The sequence below is a fragment of the Nonomuraea salmonea genome (assembly GCF_042428605.1).
Taxonomy (GTDB): domain Bacteria; phylum Actinomycetota; class Actinomycetes; order Streptosporangiales; family Streptosporangiaceae; genus Nonomuraea; species Nonomuraea salmonea.
This window is the reverse complement of sequence record NZ_JBHMCF010000037.1, coordinates 41555-56870: the sequence shown is the minus strand read 5'-3', so window position 1 is coordinate 56870 and position 15316 is coordinate 41555. Positions and strand designations below refer to the sequence as shown.

Annotated in this window: 18 protein-coding genes and 1 pseudogene; 9 read left to right on the top strand and 10 right to left on the bottom strand. The window is 71.7% G+C overall.

The window, feature by feature from the left end; translation table 11 throughout:
- Positions 1 to 51 precede the first annotated feature (51 nt).
- The 3 genes from ACFFR3_RS31725 (at position 52) to ACFFR3_RS31715 (ending at position 1932) form a co-directional block, all read left to right on the top strand.
- On the top strand, positions 52 to 921 hold the full coding sequence (locus ACFFR3_RS31725; RefSeq protein WP_345408867.1) for an aldo/keto reductase family oxidoreductase: 870 nt from the start codon (positions 52 to 54) through the stop codon (positions 919 to 921).
- Positions 922 to 1119: 198 nt separating this feature from the next.
- On the top strand, positions 1120 to 1650 hold the full coding sequence (locus ACFFR3_RS31720; protein ID WP_379484331.1) for a DoxX family membrane protein: 531 nt from the start codon (positions 1120 to 1122) through the stop codon (positions 1648 to 1650).
- A gap of 141 nt (positions 1651 to 1791) precedes the next feature.
- Positions 1792 to 1932: a hypothetical protein gene (locus ACFFR3_RS31715; protein ID WP_345408865.1), complete on the top strand. Its 141-nt coding sequence runs from the start codon at positions 1792 to 1794 to the stop codon at positions 1930 to 1932.
- On the opposite strand, the gene ACFFR3_RS31710 is transcribed toward ACFFR3_RS31715, so the two are convergent.
- From ACFFR3_RS31710 to ACFFR3_RS31700, 3 genes are all read right to left on the bottom strand, one after another.
- Positions 1927 to 4458: a cation-translocating P-type ATPase gene (locus ACFFR3_RS31710; protein WP_345408863.1), complete on the bottom strand. Its 2532-nt coding sequence runs from the start codon at positions 4456 to 4458 to the stop codon at positions 1927 to 1929. The genes ACFFR3_RS31715 and ACFFR3_RS31710 overlap by 6 nt on opposite strands.
- Positions 4459 to 4464: 6 nt before the next feature.
- Positions 4465 to 4920 carry a DoxX family protein gene (locus ACFFR3_RS31705; RefSeq protein WP_345408861.1) on the bottom strand — a complete coding sequence of 152 codons (456 nt, stop codon included), beginning with the start codon at positions 4918 to 4920 and terminating at the stop codon, positions 4465 to 4467.
- A 201-nt stretch (positions 4921 to 5121) separates the two neighbouring features.
- Positions 5122 to 5853 carry a class I SAM-dependent DNA methyltransferase gene (locus ACFFR3_RS31700; protein ID WP_345408859.1) on the bottom strand — a complete coding sequence of 244 codons (732 nt, stop codon included), beginning with the start codon at positions 5851 to 5853 and terminating at the stop codon, positions 5122 to 5124.
- A gap of 98 nt (positions 5854 to 5951) precedes the next feature.
- Here ACFFR3_RS31700 and ACFFR3_RS31695 point away from each other — a divergent pair, with 98 nt between their 5' ends.
- The 5 genes from ACFFR3_RS31695 (at position 5952) to ACFFR3_RS31675 (ending at position 9571) form a co-directional block, all read left to right on the top strand.
- The gene (locus ACFFR3_RS31695) at positions 5952 to 6407 is read left to right on the top strand and encodes an NAD(P)/FAD-dependent oxidoreductase (RefSeq protein WP_345408857.1); all 456 of its coding nucleotides are present in this window, start codon (positions 5952 to 5954) and stop codon (positions 6405 to 6407) included.
- Positions 6408 to 6495: 88 nt separating this feature from the next.
- Positions 6496 to 6810, top strand: a complete 315-nt coding sequence (locus ACFFR3_RS31690; protein WP_379484330.1) for an FAD-dependent oxidoreductase — start codon at positions 6496 to 6498, stop codon at positions 6808 to 6810.
- The gene (locus ACFFR3_RS31685) at positions 6702 to 7883 is read left to right on the top strand and encodes an NAD(P)-binding domain-containing protein (RefSeq protein ID WP_379484329.1); all 1182 of its coding nucleotides are present in this window, start codon (positions 6702 to 6704) and stop codon (positions 7881 to 7883) included. Before ACFFR3_RS31690 ends, ACFFR3_RS31685 begins: the two co-directional genes overlap by 109 nt.
- A gap of 12 nt (positions 7884 to 7895) precedes the next feature.
- Complete coding sequence (locus ACFFR3_RS31680) at positions 7896 to 9200, top strand: MFS transporter (protein ID WP_379484328.1); 1305 nt, start codon at positions 7896 to 7898, stop codon at positions 9198 to 9200.
- Complete coding sequence (locus ACFFR3_RS31675) at positions 9197 to 9571, top strand: metalloregulator ArsR/SmtB family transcription factor (protein ID WP_345408851.1); 375 nt, start codon at positions 9197 to 9199, stop codon at positions 9569 to 9571. The genes ACFFR3_RS31680 and ACFFR3_RS31675 overlap by 4 nt, the downstream gene beginning before the upstream one ends.
- Here the strand turns inward: ACFFR3_RS31675 and ACFFR3_RS31670 are convergent.
- From ACFFR3_RS31670 to ACFFR3_RS31655, 4 genes and pseudogenes are all read right to left on the bottom strand, one after another.
- Positions 9568 to 9915, bottom strand: a complete 348-nt coding sequence (locus ACFFR3_RS31670; protein WP_345408849.1) for a low molecular weight phosphatase family protein — start codon at positions 9913 to 9915, stop codon at positions 9568 to 9570. The genes ACFFR3_RS31675 and ACFFR3_RS31670 overlap by 4 nt on opposite strands.
- Positions 9916 to 9917: 2 nt before the next feature.
- Positions 9918 to 10118: pseudogene (locus ACFFR3_RS31665) on the bottom strand (ArsR/SmtB family transcription factor); the annotation flags it as partial.
- Positions 10119 to 10264: 146 nt separating this feature from the next.
- Complete coding sequence (locus ACFFR3_RS31660) at positions 10265 to 11494, bottom strand: GNAT family N-acetyltransferase (protein WP_345408845.1); 1230 nt, start codon at positions 11492 to 11494, stop codon at positions 10265 to 10267.
- Between the two features lie 9 nt (positions 11495 to 11503).
- Positions 11504 to 11893 (bottom strand): ArsR/SmtB family transcription factor, encoded by a 390-nt coding sequence (locus tag ACFFR3_RS31655; RefSeq protein ID WP_345408842.1) that lies wholly within the window; start codon positions 11891 to 11893, stop codon positions 11504 to 11506.
- Between the two features lie 27 nt (positions 11894 to 11920).
- Between ACFFR3_RS31655 and ACFFR3_RS31650 the strand changes: the two genes are divergently transcribed.
- Positions 11921 to 12439 (top strand): hypothetical protein, encoded by a 519-nt coding sequence (locus tag ACFFR3_RS31650; RefSeq protein ID WP_345408840.1) that lies wholly within the window; start codon positions 11921 to 11923, stop codon positions 12437 to 12439.
- Here the strand turns inward: ACFFR3_RS31650 and ACFFR3_RS31645 are convergent.
- The 3 genes from ACFFR3_RS31645 to ACFFR3_RS31635 are packed head-to-tail and all read right to left on the bottom strand — an operon-like array spanning position 12417 to position 15294.
- A complete protein-coding gene (locus tag ACFFR3_RS31645) occupies positions 12417 to 12887 on the bottom strand; it encodes a S26 family signal peptidase (RefSeq protein ID WP_379484327.1) in 471 nt (156 codons plus the stop codon). The genes ACFFR3_RS31650 and ACFFR3_RS31645 overlap by 23 nt on opposite strands.
- Positions 12884 to 14722: an ABC transporter ATP-binding protein gene (locus ACFFR3_RS31640; protein WP_379484326.1), complete on the bottom strand. Its 1839-nt coding sequence runs from the start codon at positions 14720 to 14722 to the stop codon at positions 12884 to 12886. The genes ACFFR3_RS31645 and ACFFR3_RS31640 overlap by 4 nt, the downstream gene beginning before the upstream one ends.
- On the bottom strand, positions 14722 to 15294 hold the full coding sequence (locus ACFFR3_RS31635) for a TlpA family protein disulfide reductase (RefSeq protein WP_345408834.1): 573 nt from the start codon (positions 15292 to 15294) through the stop codon (positions 14722 to 14724). Before ACFFR3_RS31635 ends, ACFFR3_RS31640 begins: the two co-directional genes overlap by 1 nt.
- Positions 15295 to 15316 lie beyond the last annotated feature (22 nt).

Genomic DNA, 15316 nt, shown 5'->3' with positions numbered 1-15316 from the left:
AAGGAAGTTGCTTCCCAATACTGATGCAGAGCGACAACGAAAGGAACCCCAATGAGCACATCCCTTCCCGGCGGCACCTGGACCCTGGGAGACCTGACCGTCACCCGATTCGGGTACGGCGCCATGCAACTGGCCGGCCCGTGGGTCATGGGCCCGCCCGCCGACCGCGAGGGCGCCCTGGCCGTCCTGCGGGAAGCGGCCGACAACGGCATCACCCACATCGACACCAGCGACGCCTACGGCCCGCGCATCACCAACGAACTGATCCGCGAGGCCCTGCACCCCTACCCCGAGTCGCTGCACCTCGCGACCAAGGTGGGCGCGACCCGCGACGAGCAGGGCGGCTGGCCGCCCGCCCGGCGCCCCGAGGACCTGCGCCGCCAGGTCCACGACAACCTCACGTCCCTGGGGCTCGACGTCCTCGACCTGGTCAACCTCCGTCTCGGCGACGCCGAAGGCCCCCAGCCCGGCTCGCTCGCGGAGGCGTACGGAACGCTGGTCGAACTCCAGCAGGAGGGCCTGATCCGCCACCTCGGGGTCAGCAACGCCACCGAGGAGCAGGTCGCCGAGGCGCAGAGCATCGCGCCGATCGTGTGCGTGCAGAATCTGTACAACCTCGCCCACCGCCACGACGACAAGCTCATCGACCGCCTCGCCGCAGAAGGCATCGCGTACGTCCCCTTCTTCCCCTTGGGCGGCTTCACCCCGCTCCAGTCCTCAGCCCTCTCGGCCGTCGCCTCGCGGTTGGGATCGACCCCGATGTCCGTGGCCCTGGCCTGGCTCCTCCAGCGCTCCCCGAACATCCTCCTGATCCCCGGCACCTCATCGGTGACCCACCTGCGCGAGAACATCACCGGCGCCGCCCTCTCCCTCTCATCCGAGGACCTGGCCGAGCTGGACACCATCGCCGGTCAGCGTTGACGCGACGGCGCCGGCCGCCGGCCCACCGCGCCCGCCTGCCCACCGCCCCGGCCTCCTGCGGCCGAAGGCCGGCACGCTTCCTGCGTGACCGGCCCAGGACCAAGGTCCTTCGTACGACGGCCGTACGGCACTGCCTCGGACGGGCCCCTTCCCGGTGTGATGAGAGCGCGAGACACACCACCGAGGAAAGGGGCCGTCATGGCCGCCACGATCGACAGGTCCGCCGGGCAGGCGGGCGCGACCATCGCTGAGGGACGCCGTCCGGTCGACTACGTCTGGGCAGCCGCCCGGATCGCGATCGGCTGGATCTTCCTGTGGGCGTTCCTGGACAAGACGTTCGGATGGGGCTTCGCCACCCCGTCGGACCGGGCCTGGATCGCGGGCGGCAGCCCGACGACCGGGTTCCTCAAGGGCACCGGCGAGAACGCGCTCGGCGGGTTCTTCTCCGCGTTAGCGGGACAGGCGTGGGTGGACTGGCTGTTCATGGCCGGCCTGCTCGGCATCGGCCTGGCGCTGATCCTCGGCATCGCCACCAGGCTCGCCGCCCTCGCCGGCACGTTCATGCTGGCCCTGATGTGGGCGGCCGAGCTGCCCCTGGCCAACAACCCCTTCATGGACGACCACATCGTCTACTCCATCGTCCTGATCGGCCTGGCGATGGCCGGCGCCGGCACCACCCTCGGACTCGGCGGCCTGCCGATCGTGCGGCGCCACGCCTGGCTGAAGTAGTGCGCACGGGACACGCCCGCCCCCAGCAGCACGGGGCGGGCGTTGCGCTGTGGACCAACGGCGCCGGTCCGTGGGACTTCCTCCTCGGGCGCCGGGCCGCCGCCCGCAGGACAGTAGGGGCGAGACGGAAGGAGTCGTGTCATGAGGGCATCAGTCGTGTACGAGTCGATGGACGGCAACACCGCCCAGCAGGCCGCCGGGCCGCTGGTGGCGGGGGAGCTGGAGCGGGCCAGGCAGTGGGGCGAGAGCCTGGCCGCGTCGTTCCCCGTACCGACGTCATGACAGACGTGAGGGGTGCAGGATGCGGTCGAGGCGGGCGGCGGCGTACCCCGTGACGGACAGCGCCAGGACGATCAGCAGATCGCCGGGCGCCAGCGGACGCGTGCCGAGCAGTTCCCGCAGTAGCGGGAGATAGATCCCGGCCAGTTGCAGGACGAGCGCGCCCGCCACGGCGACCAGCAGCATCGGATTGGCCAGGGAACGCGGCCGGGTGCGCGTCCCCAGCGCCACCCCGAGCTGGGTCGCGCCGAGCGCGAAGAACGCCATGCTCTGCCACGGCCGCCCGGTCAGCGAGGCCCACACGGCGACGCCGAGCGTGACGGCGGTGAGCACGACGGCGATGCGCAGCACCCGCTGCCACAGGCCCGCGCCCATGATGCTCTGGCCGGGCGGCCGGGGCGGTCGTTCCATGGTCCCCGGCACGGTCGGCTCCCCGCCGAGCGCGACGCCGGGCAGGCCGTGGGTGAGCAGGTTGATCCACAGGATCTGCGCGGGCAGCAGGGGGAGCGGCAGGCCGACGAACGGGCCCAGCACCATCACGGCGATCTCGGCCGCGCCGCCCGACAGGCCGTAGACGAGGAAGCGGCGGATGTTCGCATAGACCCGGCGGCCCTCCTCGACGGCGGCGACGACGGTGTCCAGATCGTCGTCGGCCAGTACGAGATCGGCGGCCTGCCGGGCGACCTCCGTGCCGCGCCTGCCCATGGCGACCCCGATGTCGGCGCGGCGCAGCGCGGGGCCGTCGTTGACGCCGTCACCGGTCATGGCGAGGATCTCGCCGCGTTTCCGCAGGGTCTCGATGATGTCGAGCTTCTGCTCGGGGGTGGCGCGCGCGTAGACGGTGGCCGGCTCGCCGTCCGGGGTTCCGGGCTCAAGGCGGTCAGTGGCGGGCTCGCCGTCGAACGCGCCGGGTTCGCGGCAGTCGACGGCTCGGTCTTCAGGGCCGATGATGCCGAGGTCGCCGGCGATGGCGCGGGCGGTGCCCGGATGGTCGCCGGTGATGAGGACTGGCCTGATGCCGGCCTTCCTGCAGTCGGCCACGGCCGTGGCGGCCGACGCGCGTGGCGGGTCGAGGATCGCGACGAGGCCGAGCAGGTCGAGCCCGCTCTCCCGGACGGACACGGGAACGGCGTCAAGGTCGGCGGCGGCGATCGCGAGGACGCGGTAGCCGTCACGGGCGTACCGGTCGGCGCGTTCGGCGGCACGGGCGAGCAGCGCGGGTTCGTCGGTCAGCACGTCAGGGACGAGCAGCGCCTCGGGGGCGCCCTTGGAGATCACCCGGGCGCGGCCGTCCGGCAGGAGGTGCACGGTGGTCATGCGCTTGCGATCACTGTCGAACGGCAGCTCCCCGGCCCGGGGAAACCGGGCCCGCAGGTCCTCGTGGTCGAGCTCGAGCCGGGCGGCGGCGGCGAGCAGGGCCGCCTCCGTCGGGTCACCCAAGGCAGTCCACTCCGGGCCCGGGCACAGGCGGGCGTCGTTGCACAGCGCCGCGGCCGTCAGCAGCGCGCGGAACTCGTCGGGGTCCGCGCTCTCGATCACGCCGCCGGGCGCGTAGCCGGAGCCGGTGGTCGCGGCCTCGACGGCCGGGGTCCACAGGTGCCGGGCGACCATCCGTCCCTCGGTGAGGGTGCCCGTCTTGTCGGTGGCGAGTACGGTCACCGAGCCCAGCGTCTCGACGGCGGGCAGGTTGCGCACGAGGGCGTTGCGCGCCGCCATCCGGCGCGCCCCGAGCGCCAGGCTCAAGGTCACGACAGCGGGCAACGATTCCGGTACGGCGGCCACCACCAGGCTGATCGCGGTCACGACCATCAGCTCCACCGGCTGGCCGCGTACCAGACCCAGGGCCAGCACCAGCGCCGACAGCAGCACCGCGACCCCCGCCAGCAGCCGCCCGACCCCGGCCAGCCGGCGCTGCAACGGCGTGAGCCCGCCACCCTTGACCATGAGGGCGGCGATGCGGCCGCTCGCGCTCGCCGCGCCGGTCGCGGTCACCACCGCCCGCCCCCTGCCCCGCACCACCACGGTGCCGGACGACACCGGTGCGCCGGCCCTCTTGTCCACGGGCACCGACTCGCCCGTCAGGGCCGACTCGTCGACCAGCAGCGCCGCCGACTCCACCACCTCGCCGTCCGCCGGGACGATGTCGCCCTCCGCCAGCACCACCAGATCACCGGCCACGACCTCGCTCGCCGGGATCCGCGTCTGCCGGCCGTTCCGTACTACCCGCGCCTCGGGGGTGGCGAGGTCGGCAAGCGCCGTGATGGCCCGGTCAGCACGTACCTCCTGGGCCACCCCGACCGCCGTGTTCACCACGATCACCAGCATGATGACGACGGCGTCCGTCCAGTCGCCGGTGGTGATCGTCAGCACCGCCGCGACGAGCAGGACGATGATGAGCGGGTCGCGGAGCTGCGTGAGGACGCGCCGCCACAACGGCGTCGGCGGCTTGCGCGGCAGGAGGTTGGGGCCGTCACGCTCAAGGCGTGCGGCCGCCTCCGCCGCGGACAGGCCGGATGGCGAGCGCGTCACCGCAGGTCAGGATGGCCGTGGCAGGCCAGTGGTGGGCTGGTCGGGCTGAGGGGACGCCAGCGACGCCTGCGGGGCGCGCAGCGTGGACAGCGCCCAGCGGCCGGGACCGAGCACCGCGATCAGCAGGAAACCCCAGCAGAACAGGGCGGCCTTCTCGCCGCCGTTCTCGATCGGGAACAACGCCTGCGGCTGGTGCACGACGAAGTACGCGTACGCCATGGTGCCCGAGCAGATGACGGCGGCGGCGCGCGCGGCCACCCCGAGCAGGACCATGCCTCCGGCGACGAGCTCGATGAGGGCCGCCCACCAGCCCGGCCACTCGGCGAAGGCCGGCGCCTCGCCCTGCGGGCCGCCGAGAACACCGAACAGTGTGGCCGCGCCGTGGCAGGCGAACAGCAGTCCCAGCACGATGCGATAGAGGGCCAGGAAAAGATCCTGCTGCCGGTTGACCAGTGCTTCCATAGAGCGTCCTTCCTCAACGTGCTGACTGGTGTCATCTCCAGAACCGGAGATGAAAGACGTGGGAGCGCTCCCAAAAGAGTCAAGAATGAGCCGTTGCCCTGTCAACTCTGGTCAGTCAGGGGGTCCGGCCGGATGGGCGCGAAACGCCGCGCTCACTTGGTCCGACGCCGAGCGGGTGAAAATTTCGGATAGTTGAAAATTTCACCGTCCGTCCGCCTTCCGCCAGACCGACACGTGGCTCCTGCTCTCGCCGGTGAAGGGCGTGCGCGTCCACCCGGCCCAGCGCTCCTCCAGGCGCATCCCGGCGATCCGCGCCATGAGGTCCAGCTCGGACGGCCACACGTACCGGTGCCGCGAGGAAAAGGTCTCCATCCGGCCGTCCGCCACCCAGTAGTGGTGGGAGGTCGCGATCTGCGACGCGACGTCGTACTCCTCGAACCCGAGGTGCTCCTGGCCCACGGCGAAGGCGTGGACGGTCTCGCCCGGCGGCAGCCGGCGCAGCTCAGGGACGTAGTTCTCGATGACGAAACGACCGCCGGGTTCGAGGTGGGCCGCCGCGTTGCGGAAGCACTCGACCTGTTCGTCCTGGGTGGTCAGGTTCGTGATCGTGTTGCGTACCAGGTAGACCAGCGTGAAGGTCGCGTCCAGCCTGGTGGTGGCGAAGTCGCCGACCGTCGTACGGACCGCGGCGGCGCCCGGCTCGGCGCGCAGCCGCGCGATCATCGCGGCCGACAGGTCGATCCCCTCGACGCGGACCCCGCGCCGGGCCAGCGGCAGCGCGATGCGCCCTGTGCCGACGCCGAACTCGAGCGCGGCGCCGCCCAGCCCGGCCAGGAAGCTCACCGCTGGTTCGATCACCGCCGGGTCGAACAGCTCCGGCCACTTCGCCTCATACGTCGCCGCGATCCGCTCGTCGAAGCTGTCCTCCGGCATGCCTTGACCGTGCCCGCTTCCACGCGTCAGAACCACCTGGAGCGCCCCTGCCGAGGCCGGGCCGGCGAACGTGTCGTGGGCGGCGGGCATGTCCCCGGTTGGACGGTGGGCACGTCGTCGTGGTCGGGACGGGCAACTCGGCGGTCCAGATCGCGTACGAGCTGGCCGCCGAACGCCGGGTGACGCTGGTCGGCCGCACGCCGATCCGCTTTGTCGAGCAGTGCCCGCTGGGCCGTGACCTGCACTTCTGGTTCCGCGTGACCGGGTTCGACCGGCTGCCGCCGGCCCGTGCGGAGGCCCCGCCGCCGTCGCCCGTGCTCGATGACGGCCGTTACCGCCGGGCGCTGCGCGAGGGGCGCTACGCGTGGCGGGCGATGTTCACGCGGCTGGAGGGCGATCAAGCGGTCTGGCCCGATGGCCGGCGCGAGCGCGTCGATGCGGTGCTGCTGGCCACCGGATACCGGCCGGACCTGCCGTACCTCGCCGAGATGGGTGCGTTGGCGGGTGATGGGCGCCCGCGCCAGCGCCGCGGCCTCCGCACGCCGGTTGATTAGATGAAGGTCGAATTTGACATCCATCTAAGTCCTCGGGCATCCTGCTGATGACATTACTTAGACGGACATCGAAGCAGGGAGAAGTGCCATGACTGGATGCTGCGGTCCCACCGCCGTCGAGCTGGAGCCCAGCCGACAGGCCGCACGACCCGACGGCCTGCCCGTCGTGGTCATCGGCGCCGGCCCGATCGGGCTGGCCGCCGCGGCCCACCTCGCCGAGCGCGGGCTCGACTTCGTGGTGCTGGAAGCGGGGAGCGGGCGGCGGCGTCGATCGCGCAGTGGGGGCACGTACAGGTGTTCAGCCCCTGGAAGTACGACATCGACCCCGCCGCCCGCCGCCTCCTGGAGGCCGACGGCTGGAGCGCGCCGGACCCCGAGTGGCTGCCCACCGGTGCCGAGCTGATCGACGACTACCTGGCGCCGCTGGCCAAGCTGTTCGGTGAGCGGGTGCGTACCGGGGCGAAAGTGACGGCGATCAGCAGGCTCGGCTACGACCGCGTCCGTACGGCGGGACGTGAGCAGGCGCCGTTCCTGATCCGCCTGGCCGACGGGAGCGAGCTGCACGCCCGTGCCGTCATCGACGCCTCCGGCACCTACGCCACCCCGAACGTGCTCGGCGCCTCCGGCTTGCCCGCCCACGGCGAAGCCGACGCCGGTGACCTGATCGACCACGCCCTGCCCGACGTCCTCGGCGCCGACCGCGACCGGTACGCGGGCAGGCACGTCCTGGTGATCGGAGCCGGCCACTCGGCGGCCACCACGCTGCTCGCGCTGGCCCAGCTGGAGGACACCCCGATCACGTGGGCGATCCGCGCCGGCAGCGCCGCCCGTACGTACGGAGGCGGCGACGCGGACGCCCTGCCCGCGCGGGGAGCGCTCGGCACCCGCCTGCACGCCCACGTCGAGAGCGGCCGCATCCGCCTGGTGACCGGCTTCTTCACCCACGCCGTCGAACGGGACGGCGACCAGGTACGCGTGCTCAGCCGCGACTCCTCAGGCCACGAGCAGATCGTCACCGCCGACCGCATCGTGGCCGCCACCGGTTACCGTCCCGATCACACCATCGCCGGCGAACTGCGCCTGGACCTCGACCCGATCCTCGGCTCCACCCGCGCCCTCGCCCCGCTGATCGACCCCAACGCGCACTCCTGCGGCACCGTCCCGCCGCACGGCGCCGACGAGCTCGCGCACCCCGAGGACGGCTACTACGCGATCGGCGTCAAGAGCTACGGCCGCGCCCCCACGTTCCTGCTGGCCACCGGCTACGAGCAGGCCCGCTCGGTGGCCGCCGCGCTGGCCGGCGACTGGGAGGCGGCACGGGACGTCCAGCTCGACCTGCCCGAAACCGGCGTCTGCTCCTCCAACCTCGCCGAGGCCCAGGAGCAGCGGGTCGGCCTGGCCACCGGGATCGGCGGCGGTCTCCTGAGCAGTCCGCTGCCCCTGGTCGGGGCGTCCCAGGGCGGCTGCTGCGGCTGACCTGGAGATTCGATGCCCGCCCCCGATCCGATCACCGCCGCCTCGACCGGCGGCGGGAGCGGCCCCGACTCCGTCCCCGGCCGCCCTTCCCTCAAGGACTGGCGGCTGGTGGCGGCGTTGGCCGTCACCCAGACCATCGGCTTCGGCGTGCTGTACTACAGCTTCTCGGTGCTGCTCACCCCGATGAGCCGCGACCTGGGCGCCGACGCCTCCCGCGTCTCACTGGCGCTGACGACCTCGGTGCTCGTCGCGGCGCTGGCCGCGCCGGTGACGGGCCGGTGGCTGGACGTGCGCGGCGGGCGGGGACTGATGACGGCCGGCTCGGTGCTCGGCACCGTGGCCTTGCTGGCCTGGTCACAGGTGCAGAGCGTGGCGCAGCTGTACGTGGTGTTCGTCCTCATCGGCCTCGCCTCGGCCATGGCGCTGTACGAGGCGGCCTTCGCCGTCGTCGTCGCCCGCTTCGCCGCTCCCGCCCGGGCCACGGCACTGCTCGCGATCACCGTGGTGGCCGGCTTCGCCTCCTCCGTCTTCATGCCGCTGACCGGCGTCTTGACCCAGGCGTACGGCTGGCGCCAGGCTCTGATCATCCTGGCCCTGGTGTACGGCGCGGCGGCCATCCCGCTGCACGCCCTGGCCGCACGCCGGCCCGTCCCGGCGTCATCGGCCTGCGCCCCGGCGGGCGGCGGCGCGGACGAACGGGCGGCGCTGGTGCGCAGCGCCACCCGCCAGGCGGCCTTCTGGTTGCTGGCCGCCGCCTTCACCCTGCACAGCACCGGCGTGGCCACCATCTCGGTCCTGCTCATCACCTACCTGATCCACCTTGGCCACCCGCCGCTGCTGGCCGCGAGTGTGGCCGGGCTGCTCGGCCTGCTGTCGGTCACCGGCCGGCTGATCACCACCGGCCTGCAGCGCCGCCTGCCGGCCGCCCTGATCGCCGCCACCATCTTCGCCCTGCAGGCCGTGGCCGCGGCCGCACTGCCGTTCATCGGCGCCACCATCGCGGGGGCGATCGCCGCCGTGCTGCTGTTCGGGCTCGGCTTCGGCGTGGGTACCATCACCAAGCCGCACCTGCTGACGGAAAGCTACGGCACCACCGCGTACGCCAGCCTGTCCGGCCGCCTGGCTCTGCCGTCCACCGTGGCCAAAGCCGTCAGCCCGGCCGCCGCCCTGGTGCTGGCCGGTGCCGCCGGCTACGGCTGGGTCATGGCCGCCGTCACCCTCACCTGTCTGATCGCCGCAGCCGCGCTCACCGGCTACCACCGACTATCATTTAGACGAACGTCGAAGCACCCGTCAGGTCCGGAGGCCCCCGCATGACCACCACCACGCTGCCCCTCGTCCAGGCCGGCCAGGGCGCGCAGGATGGGGCGTGCTGCGCGCCGATCGCCCGCGAGCCGCTCGGCGAAGGCGAAGCCGCCGAGCTGGCCGTGCTGCTCAAGGCGGTGGCCGACCCGGTACGCCTGCGGCTGCTGTCCATGATCGGCTCTCACGCCGGCGGCGAGGCGTGCGTGTGCGACCTGACCGACGCCTTCGACCTGACCGCGCCCACCATCAGTCACCACCTCAAGGTGCTGCGCACCGCCGGACTGATCGGCAGTGAGCGGCGCGGCACCTGGGTCTACTACTGGATCATCCCCGAGGCAGTGAACCGGCTGGGCGCCCTGTTCGCCCCGCTGACCGATCGCTAACCGCCCCTGCCGTCGCGCAGCAGCTCGCCGAGCAGCCTGACGACCTGGGATCGGATGTCATCGCGGATGGCACGGACGGCTTCGATGTCCTGCCCGGCGGGGTCGTCGAGTTTCCAGTCCTCGTAGCGTTTGCCGGGGAAGATCGGGCAGGCGTCGCCGCAGCCCATGGTGATGACCACGTCGGAGGTCTCGACCGCGTCGGCCGTGAGGACCTTGGGGTGGGCGGCGGTGATGTCGAGCCCGACGATGATCAGGCCGGTGCGGTACTCGGGCAGGTCGGGCAGGAAGCTCCAGGCCAGGGCGAACATCAGCGCCGGGCCGAGCACCCAGTTGAGCAGCAGCAAGGCGGCTGGGACAGCTCGAACGCGTCGGTGATGTCGCACACGCACACCTCACCGCCCGCGCGGCTGGCCACGATCGACAGGATGCGCAGCCGCACCGGATCACCCAGCGCCTTGAACACCCGGGCTACCGCCGCGGCCTGTTCGGCGTCGAGCGGCTCGCGGGTCAGCGGCGGGCTGCACTCCAAGATCTGCAGGACTTCCACACGCCCTCCCTCTGGACCGTCACTGAAATCGATGTGCGTCTATATTGACATACATCGAATCAAGTCTGAACAGGCGGGGGCGGAGGGAGGGGAACCGGAAACGGCGAAGGCCCCGCCGGACGGCGGGGCCGATGTCGCCGCGTCGGTCAGGTGCCGACCACCGGGCTGCGCCGCTCCACCATCACCACGTCCCGCCACACCCCGTGGTGACAGCCGACGCGCTCGCGGGTCCCGACCATGCGGAAACCGACCGCCTGATGGAGGGCCAGGCTGGCCGTGTTCTCGGGGAAGATGCCGGACTGGATCGTCCACACCCCGGCGTCCTCGCACGCGGCGACGAACGCCGTCAACAGGGCGCGGCCGATGCCGTGAGCCTGGCAGCCGGGGTGGACATAGACGCTGTGCTCGACCACCCCGGCATAGACGCTCCGCGCCGAGACCTGCGAGGCCGCCACCCAGCCGAGCACCTCGCCCGAATCGGTGTCCACGGCCACGTACCGAAGACGCGGCAACCTGCTCGCGGTGAACCCTTCCCAGCTGGGCGCGACGGTCTCGAAGCTGGCCTGGCCGGTGTCCAGCCCGGCCTGGTAGATCGCCAGCACCTCCGCGGCGTCGCTCTCGCGCATCGGCCGGATCTCCAGGCCGGGCCCGATGGCGGGCTTCACGGCCTGGACGATCGCCGAGTGCACCCCATCGCCGTGATCGGCGGTCAACGTGACCGTGACGGCGACGAAGCCGGCTTCGACGAGCAGCTCCCGATACTCCTGCACCGTGAGCGATCCGGCGACACACCCGATGCGCTCCTCGGCCCGGTGCCGCGCCTGCTCGTCGAGCACCTGCGTGGTGACGACGTCGCTGACGCCGAACCGGCCGCCCGGCCGCAGCACCCGGAACGCCTCGGCCAGCACCGCCGCCTTGTCTCCGGACAGGTTGATCACACAGTTGGAAATGACCACGTCCACCGCGTGGCCGGGCAGCGGGATCGCCTCGATCGTCCCCTGCAGGAACCGTACGTTGGTGACGCCCGCCTGCTCGGCGTTGCGCCGCGCCAGCTCCACCATGGCGGGGCTGGCGTCCAGGCCGAAGACGGTGCCGTACGGGCCGACGCGGCGCGCCGACAGCAGCACGTCGATGCCCCCGCCGGAGCCCAGGTCGAGCACCGTCTCACCGGCACGTAGCTCCGCGACGGCGACCGGGTTGCCACACCCCAGGCTGGCGCGAAGCGCCCCGTCAGGGAGCGCGGTGGTGTCGTCGTAACCGGCCGGCCCGAAACCGCCACCGGTGAAGGCGACGGGATCGCAGTCGGTGATGCGCTGCCCATGAAGCGCGCTGCGGGCCAGGGCGGAGTAGTGGTCGATGATCTCGTCGGACGCCATGAGATCTCCTCATTCACAGGTCGGCGCGGCCGGCACCGGATTGCCCATCACCACGTCGGCGGCGGTGGGGAAACAGCTCACGCAGTTCTCGTTGATCCGGTACAGGCTGGACGTCCCCTGCCGCTCCACCAGGACGAACCGCACCTCGGCCAGGATCTTCAGGTGATGCGACACCGTGGACTGCCCCACCCCGGAGGCGGCCACGATCTCACCCACACTCATCGGCTCACGCCGCCTGGCCAGCAACGACACGATCTGAATCCGGGTCGCGTCGGCCAGCGCCTTGAACCAGCTCGCATACTCCTCGGCCTCCGCACGCGGCAGCGGCCCCGTCTCTTCTTTCATCGACAATCGACGATATTCGATGAACGGAGGCCTGGCAATAGGCTCTGAAGGCACACCGGCGATCCTGAGGGCACACCCGACATGGCAACCGCAGCTCAGCAGCTGATCGAAAGGGCACGTCTCACCGCACCACCCGTGCCGTACGACTGGGAAAGGGTCACGCACCGGCTCGGAACCGCCGTACCGCACGACTACCGCGAGCTTCTCGACGCAGGCGGAGGCGGTCTCTGGCTGGGCTTCTTGAGACTCCACGTGCCCGCAGGCCCCAAGCACGTCGACCTGGAGCGATCGACGCTGGAATGGGAACAACTCCAGGACCTGTTCGAGGACGAGGTCGTGGGACGCCCCGACGATCTCGCCCCTGGTGACAGGCTGCTGCCCTGGGCCTCGACCGGCACAGGCGTCACGCTCTATTGGCAGATCTCACCCCAGGCGTACGCGATCCGGATCTCGGACCGCAACGGAGACCTATGGGAGCGATACGACCTGCCCACCACCGGCCTCCTCCTGGGCATCGTCCAGGGTGAGCTGCACAGCGAGCTGCTCACCGAGTCCTGGATGCGACGCGACACGCTCTTCACGCCTTACGCCGACGAGTAGTCAGGTGGGGGGAGAGTTTCCTGAGGGTGCGGCCGAGGAGGTGGGTGGCGGGGTAGGGGCCGGCGAGGCGGGAGTCGTGGCTGGCCTTGTTGTCGCCCAGCACGATCAGGGTGCCGTCCGGGACGGTTCGCAGGGTGCCTGATGCCTTTCTCGCCGGTTCGGGAATCGGGTCGCCGGGGAGGGCGGCTACGCGTTTCACCTGCCATCTCGTTCGCGCGGGCAACGGGGCCAGGGCTGTGACCTCGGGGGAGACGGGGATGCGCGGGGGCTCCAGGACCACTATGTCGCCGACCTTCAGCGCGGTGAGGTCGCATCTGCGGACCAGGAGTTTTTCACCAGGGCGCAGGGTCGGGGTCATGCTGGTGCCGGAGACGGTGACGATCACGACGGTGCGGCGGACAAGGATGATCGTCAGGACCAGGGCGGTCAGCAGGGTCAGGGGGATCACGGGATCGGGTCCGGCTGGTAGCCGGAGGCCTGCATGCGGAAAAGGCGGGCGTACGTGCCGTCGTACGCCATCAGCTCCTCATGCGTGCCTTGTTCGGTGATGCGGCCGTCGTCGAGGACGGCGATGTGGTCGGCCATGCGGACCCCATTGAGGCGGTGGGTGATGATGACGCTGGTGGTGCCGTGGCGGTGTTCGGCCAGGCGGCGGTGGATGGTGTGCTCGGCCTCGGCGTCCAGGCCGGAGCTGGGTTCGTCGAGGATGAGCAGGTCGCGGCGGCCGCGCATGAGGCCGCGGGCGAGGGCGATGCGCTGCCACTGGCCGCCGGACAGGGTCACGCCCGTGGTGGCGTCGTCGGAGTCGGCGTTCATGAAGAACATGCGGCTCAGCAGGGTGTCGTAGCCGTGGGGGAGCGCGGTGACGGTGGCGTCGACCTCGGCGGCGGTCGCGGCGGTGCGGATCCTGTCGCGGTCGTGCAGGGCGGGCAGGTCGCCGATGCCGATGTTGTCGGCGGCGGTGAAGTCGTAGTTCATGTGGTCCTGGAAGACGGTGCCGATGCGTTCGCGCAGGTCGGCGACGGGGATGTGGCGGATGTCGGCTCCGTCCCAGGTGATCGAGCCGCGGGTTGGCTCGTACAGGCGGCACAGGAGCTTGACCAGGGTGCTCTTGCCGGCGCCGTTCACGCCCACCAGGGCCAGCAGGGAGCCGGCCGGGATGCGCAGGCTCACGCCGCGGAGCACCCAGGGCTTGTCGGGGTCGTAGCGGAACCAGACGTCGCGCAGCTCGATCGCGCTCTGCAACGGGAGCGCGGCGGTGGGGAGGGCCGGGGCGGGCAGGTCCGGTTCGGCGTTGAGGACGGCGAGGTAGTGCGCGAACTGCAGGAGCGCCTGGTGTCCTGAGGCGAGCTGGGAGACGAGCCCGGACAGGCCGGTCTGTACGCCGGCCACGGCCGCGATGAAGACGATCACGTCGCCCGGGGTCAGCAGGCCGGCGCGGGCCTGCAGGATGCCCCAGACCAGGCCGACCCCGGCGACGGTGGCTGTCAGGGCGGCCAGCGCGAACTGGGTGTGGCACACCCGCCGGTCCAGCCGCCGCTGTGCGGCGTTCACCTGGCGCAGCTCGTGCAGCATCCGCGAGCGGACGAAGCCGGCCAGGCCGAACAGCCGGATCTCCTTCGCGGCCGTACGGTCGATCATCAGCTGCGAGTAGAACACCTGCCGCCGCTCGTGCGGGCTGACCGTCCACATCAGCCGGCTCCGCCTGGCGCTCAGGCTCAGCTCGGCGGCGACCACCGGCACGGCCGAGACCAGCACCACAGCCGCCATGACCGGGCTGACCGCCAGCAGCGACCCGGTGAACCCGAGCATGGTGACCACCGTCCGCACGCCCCCCAGCGAGGCGTCGAGCATCGTCTGAGGTGAGATCTCGCCGGCCTGCTGGGCCAGCCGGATCCGGTCGTGGAAGGCCGGATTCTCGAACCTGGACAGCCCGGCCAGCCGCGACAGCGCCGTGTACAGCCGGTCGCGGCTGTGCAGCCGGATCGAGCGGCCCATCTCGGCGTCGACGTACTGGAAGAGATGCGGCAGGGCCGCCGCGACCAGACCGAGCCCGGCCAGCAGCGCGCTCTGCCCGACCAGCCAGCCGATCGGCTGCCGCCGTCCCAGCAGCTCGTCCAGGATCTGCTTGGTCAGCCACGCGACCGCGACCGGCGTCGCGCCCATGACCAGCGCCCCGGCCAGCTGCGCGGCGAGCAGCGCCGGCCTGGCCCGCCAGGCCAGGCCGAGCGCGGTCACGCAGCGTTCCCGCCAGCCGGACTCATCCTCCTCGGGAGCGCGCATCACACCGAGACGGCCTGCCGCTCGAGAGCGGAGACGCCGCCGACGCCGGCGAGGATCGTGCCGTCCTGCCCGAGCAGGACGAACAAGGGCCAGCGCCGTACGCCGAATGCCGTCGTCACGGGGCCCTCGTCCGGCTCCACCACCACGCGGGCCACCGGCGAGACGGCCTCGACGACGTCCGCGACCTCGTCGGGCGCCCCGGAGACCACCGCCAGGTGCCGTTCGCGGCCGCCCGGCGCGGTGGCGGCGTACTGGACGAAACGCGGCAGCTCGTCGTGACACGCCGGGCAGCCGGTGGCGAAGAACGCGACCAGCAGCGGACCGTCCACCCCGCTCACCCCGGCCGGGTCGCGCAAGGCGATCTCGGCGCCGTCCAGCGTGGTGATGGTGAAGTCGGCGACCCGCGTGCCCGCGTCGGGGAGGAACCTGCGCTGGGCGAGGTTGTCCATGCCCGACCGAGCCCATGTGTCGTCGTACTCGCGCAGCCGCCGCAGCACGGCGAGCATCAGCAGCAGGTTCAGCCCGCCCAGCACGCCGACCACGACGACCGCGGCGATCAGCACCACATCCATCGACCCACTCTCCTTCGGAAAG

What these genes read in the sequence shown, in the direction of transcription:
- ACFFR3_RS31725 (WP_345408867.1), top strand. Translation starts at nt 52, where the DNA reads ATGAGCACATCCCTTCCCGGCGGCACCTGGACCCTGGGAGACCTGACC.
- ACFFR3_RS31720 (WP_379484331.1), top strand. Translation starts at nt 1,120, where the DNA reads ATGGCCGCCACGATCGACAGGTCCGCCGGGCAGGCGGGCGCGACCATC.
- ACFFR3_RS31715 (WP_345408865.1), top strand. Translation starts at nt 1,792, where the DNA reads ATGAGGGCATCAGTCGTGTACGAGTCGATGGACGGCAACACCGCCCAG.
- ACFFR3_RS31705 (WP_345408861.1), bottom strand. Translation starts at nt 4,920, where the DNA reads ATGGAAGCACTGGTCAACCGGCAGCAGGATCTTTTCCTGGCCCTCTAT.
- ACFFR3_RS31700 (WP_345408859.1), bottom strand. Translation starts at nt 5,853, where the DNA reads ATGCCGGAGGACAGCTTCGACGAGCGGATCGCGGCGACGTATGAGGCG.
- ACFFR3_RS31690 (WP_379484330.1), top strand. Translation starts at nt 6,496, where the DNA reads ATGACTGGATGCTGCGGTCCCACCGCCGTCGAGCTGGAGCCCAGCCGA.
- ACFFR3_RS31680 (WP_379484328.1), top strand. Translation starts at nt 7,896, where the DNA reads ATGCCCGCCCCCGATCCGATCACCGCCGCCTCGACCGGCGGCGGGAGC.
- ACFFR3_RS31675 (WP_345408851.1), top strand. Translation starts at nt 9,197, where the DNA reads ATGACCACCACCACGCTGCCCCTCGTCCAGGCCGGCCAGGGCGCGCAG.
- ACFFR3_RS31660 (WP_345408845.1), bottom strand. Translation starts at nt 11,494, where the DNA reads ATGGCGTCCGACGAGATCATCGACCACTACTCCGCCCTGGCCCGCAGC.
- ACFFR3_RS31650 (WP_345408840.1), top strand. Translation starts at nt 11,921, where the DNA reads ATGGCAACCGCAGCTCAGCAGCTGATCGAAAGGGCACGTCTCACCGCA.
- ACFFR3_RS31640 (WP_379484326.1), bottom strand. Translation starts at nt 14,722, where the DNA reads ATGCGCGCTCCCGAGGAGGATGAGTCCGGCTGGCGGGAACGCTGCGTG.
- ACFFR3_RS31635 (WP_345408834.1), bottom strand. Translation starts at nt 15,294, where the DNA reads ATGGATGTGGTGCTGATCGCCGCGGTCGTCGTGGTCGGCGTGCTGGGC.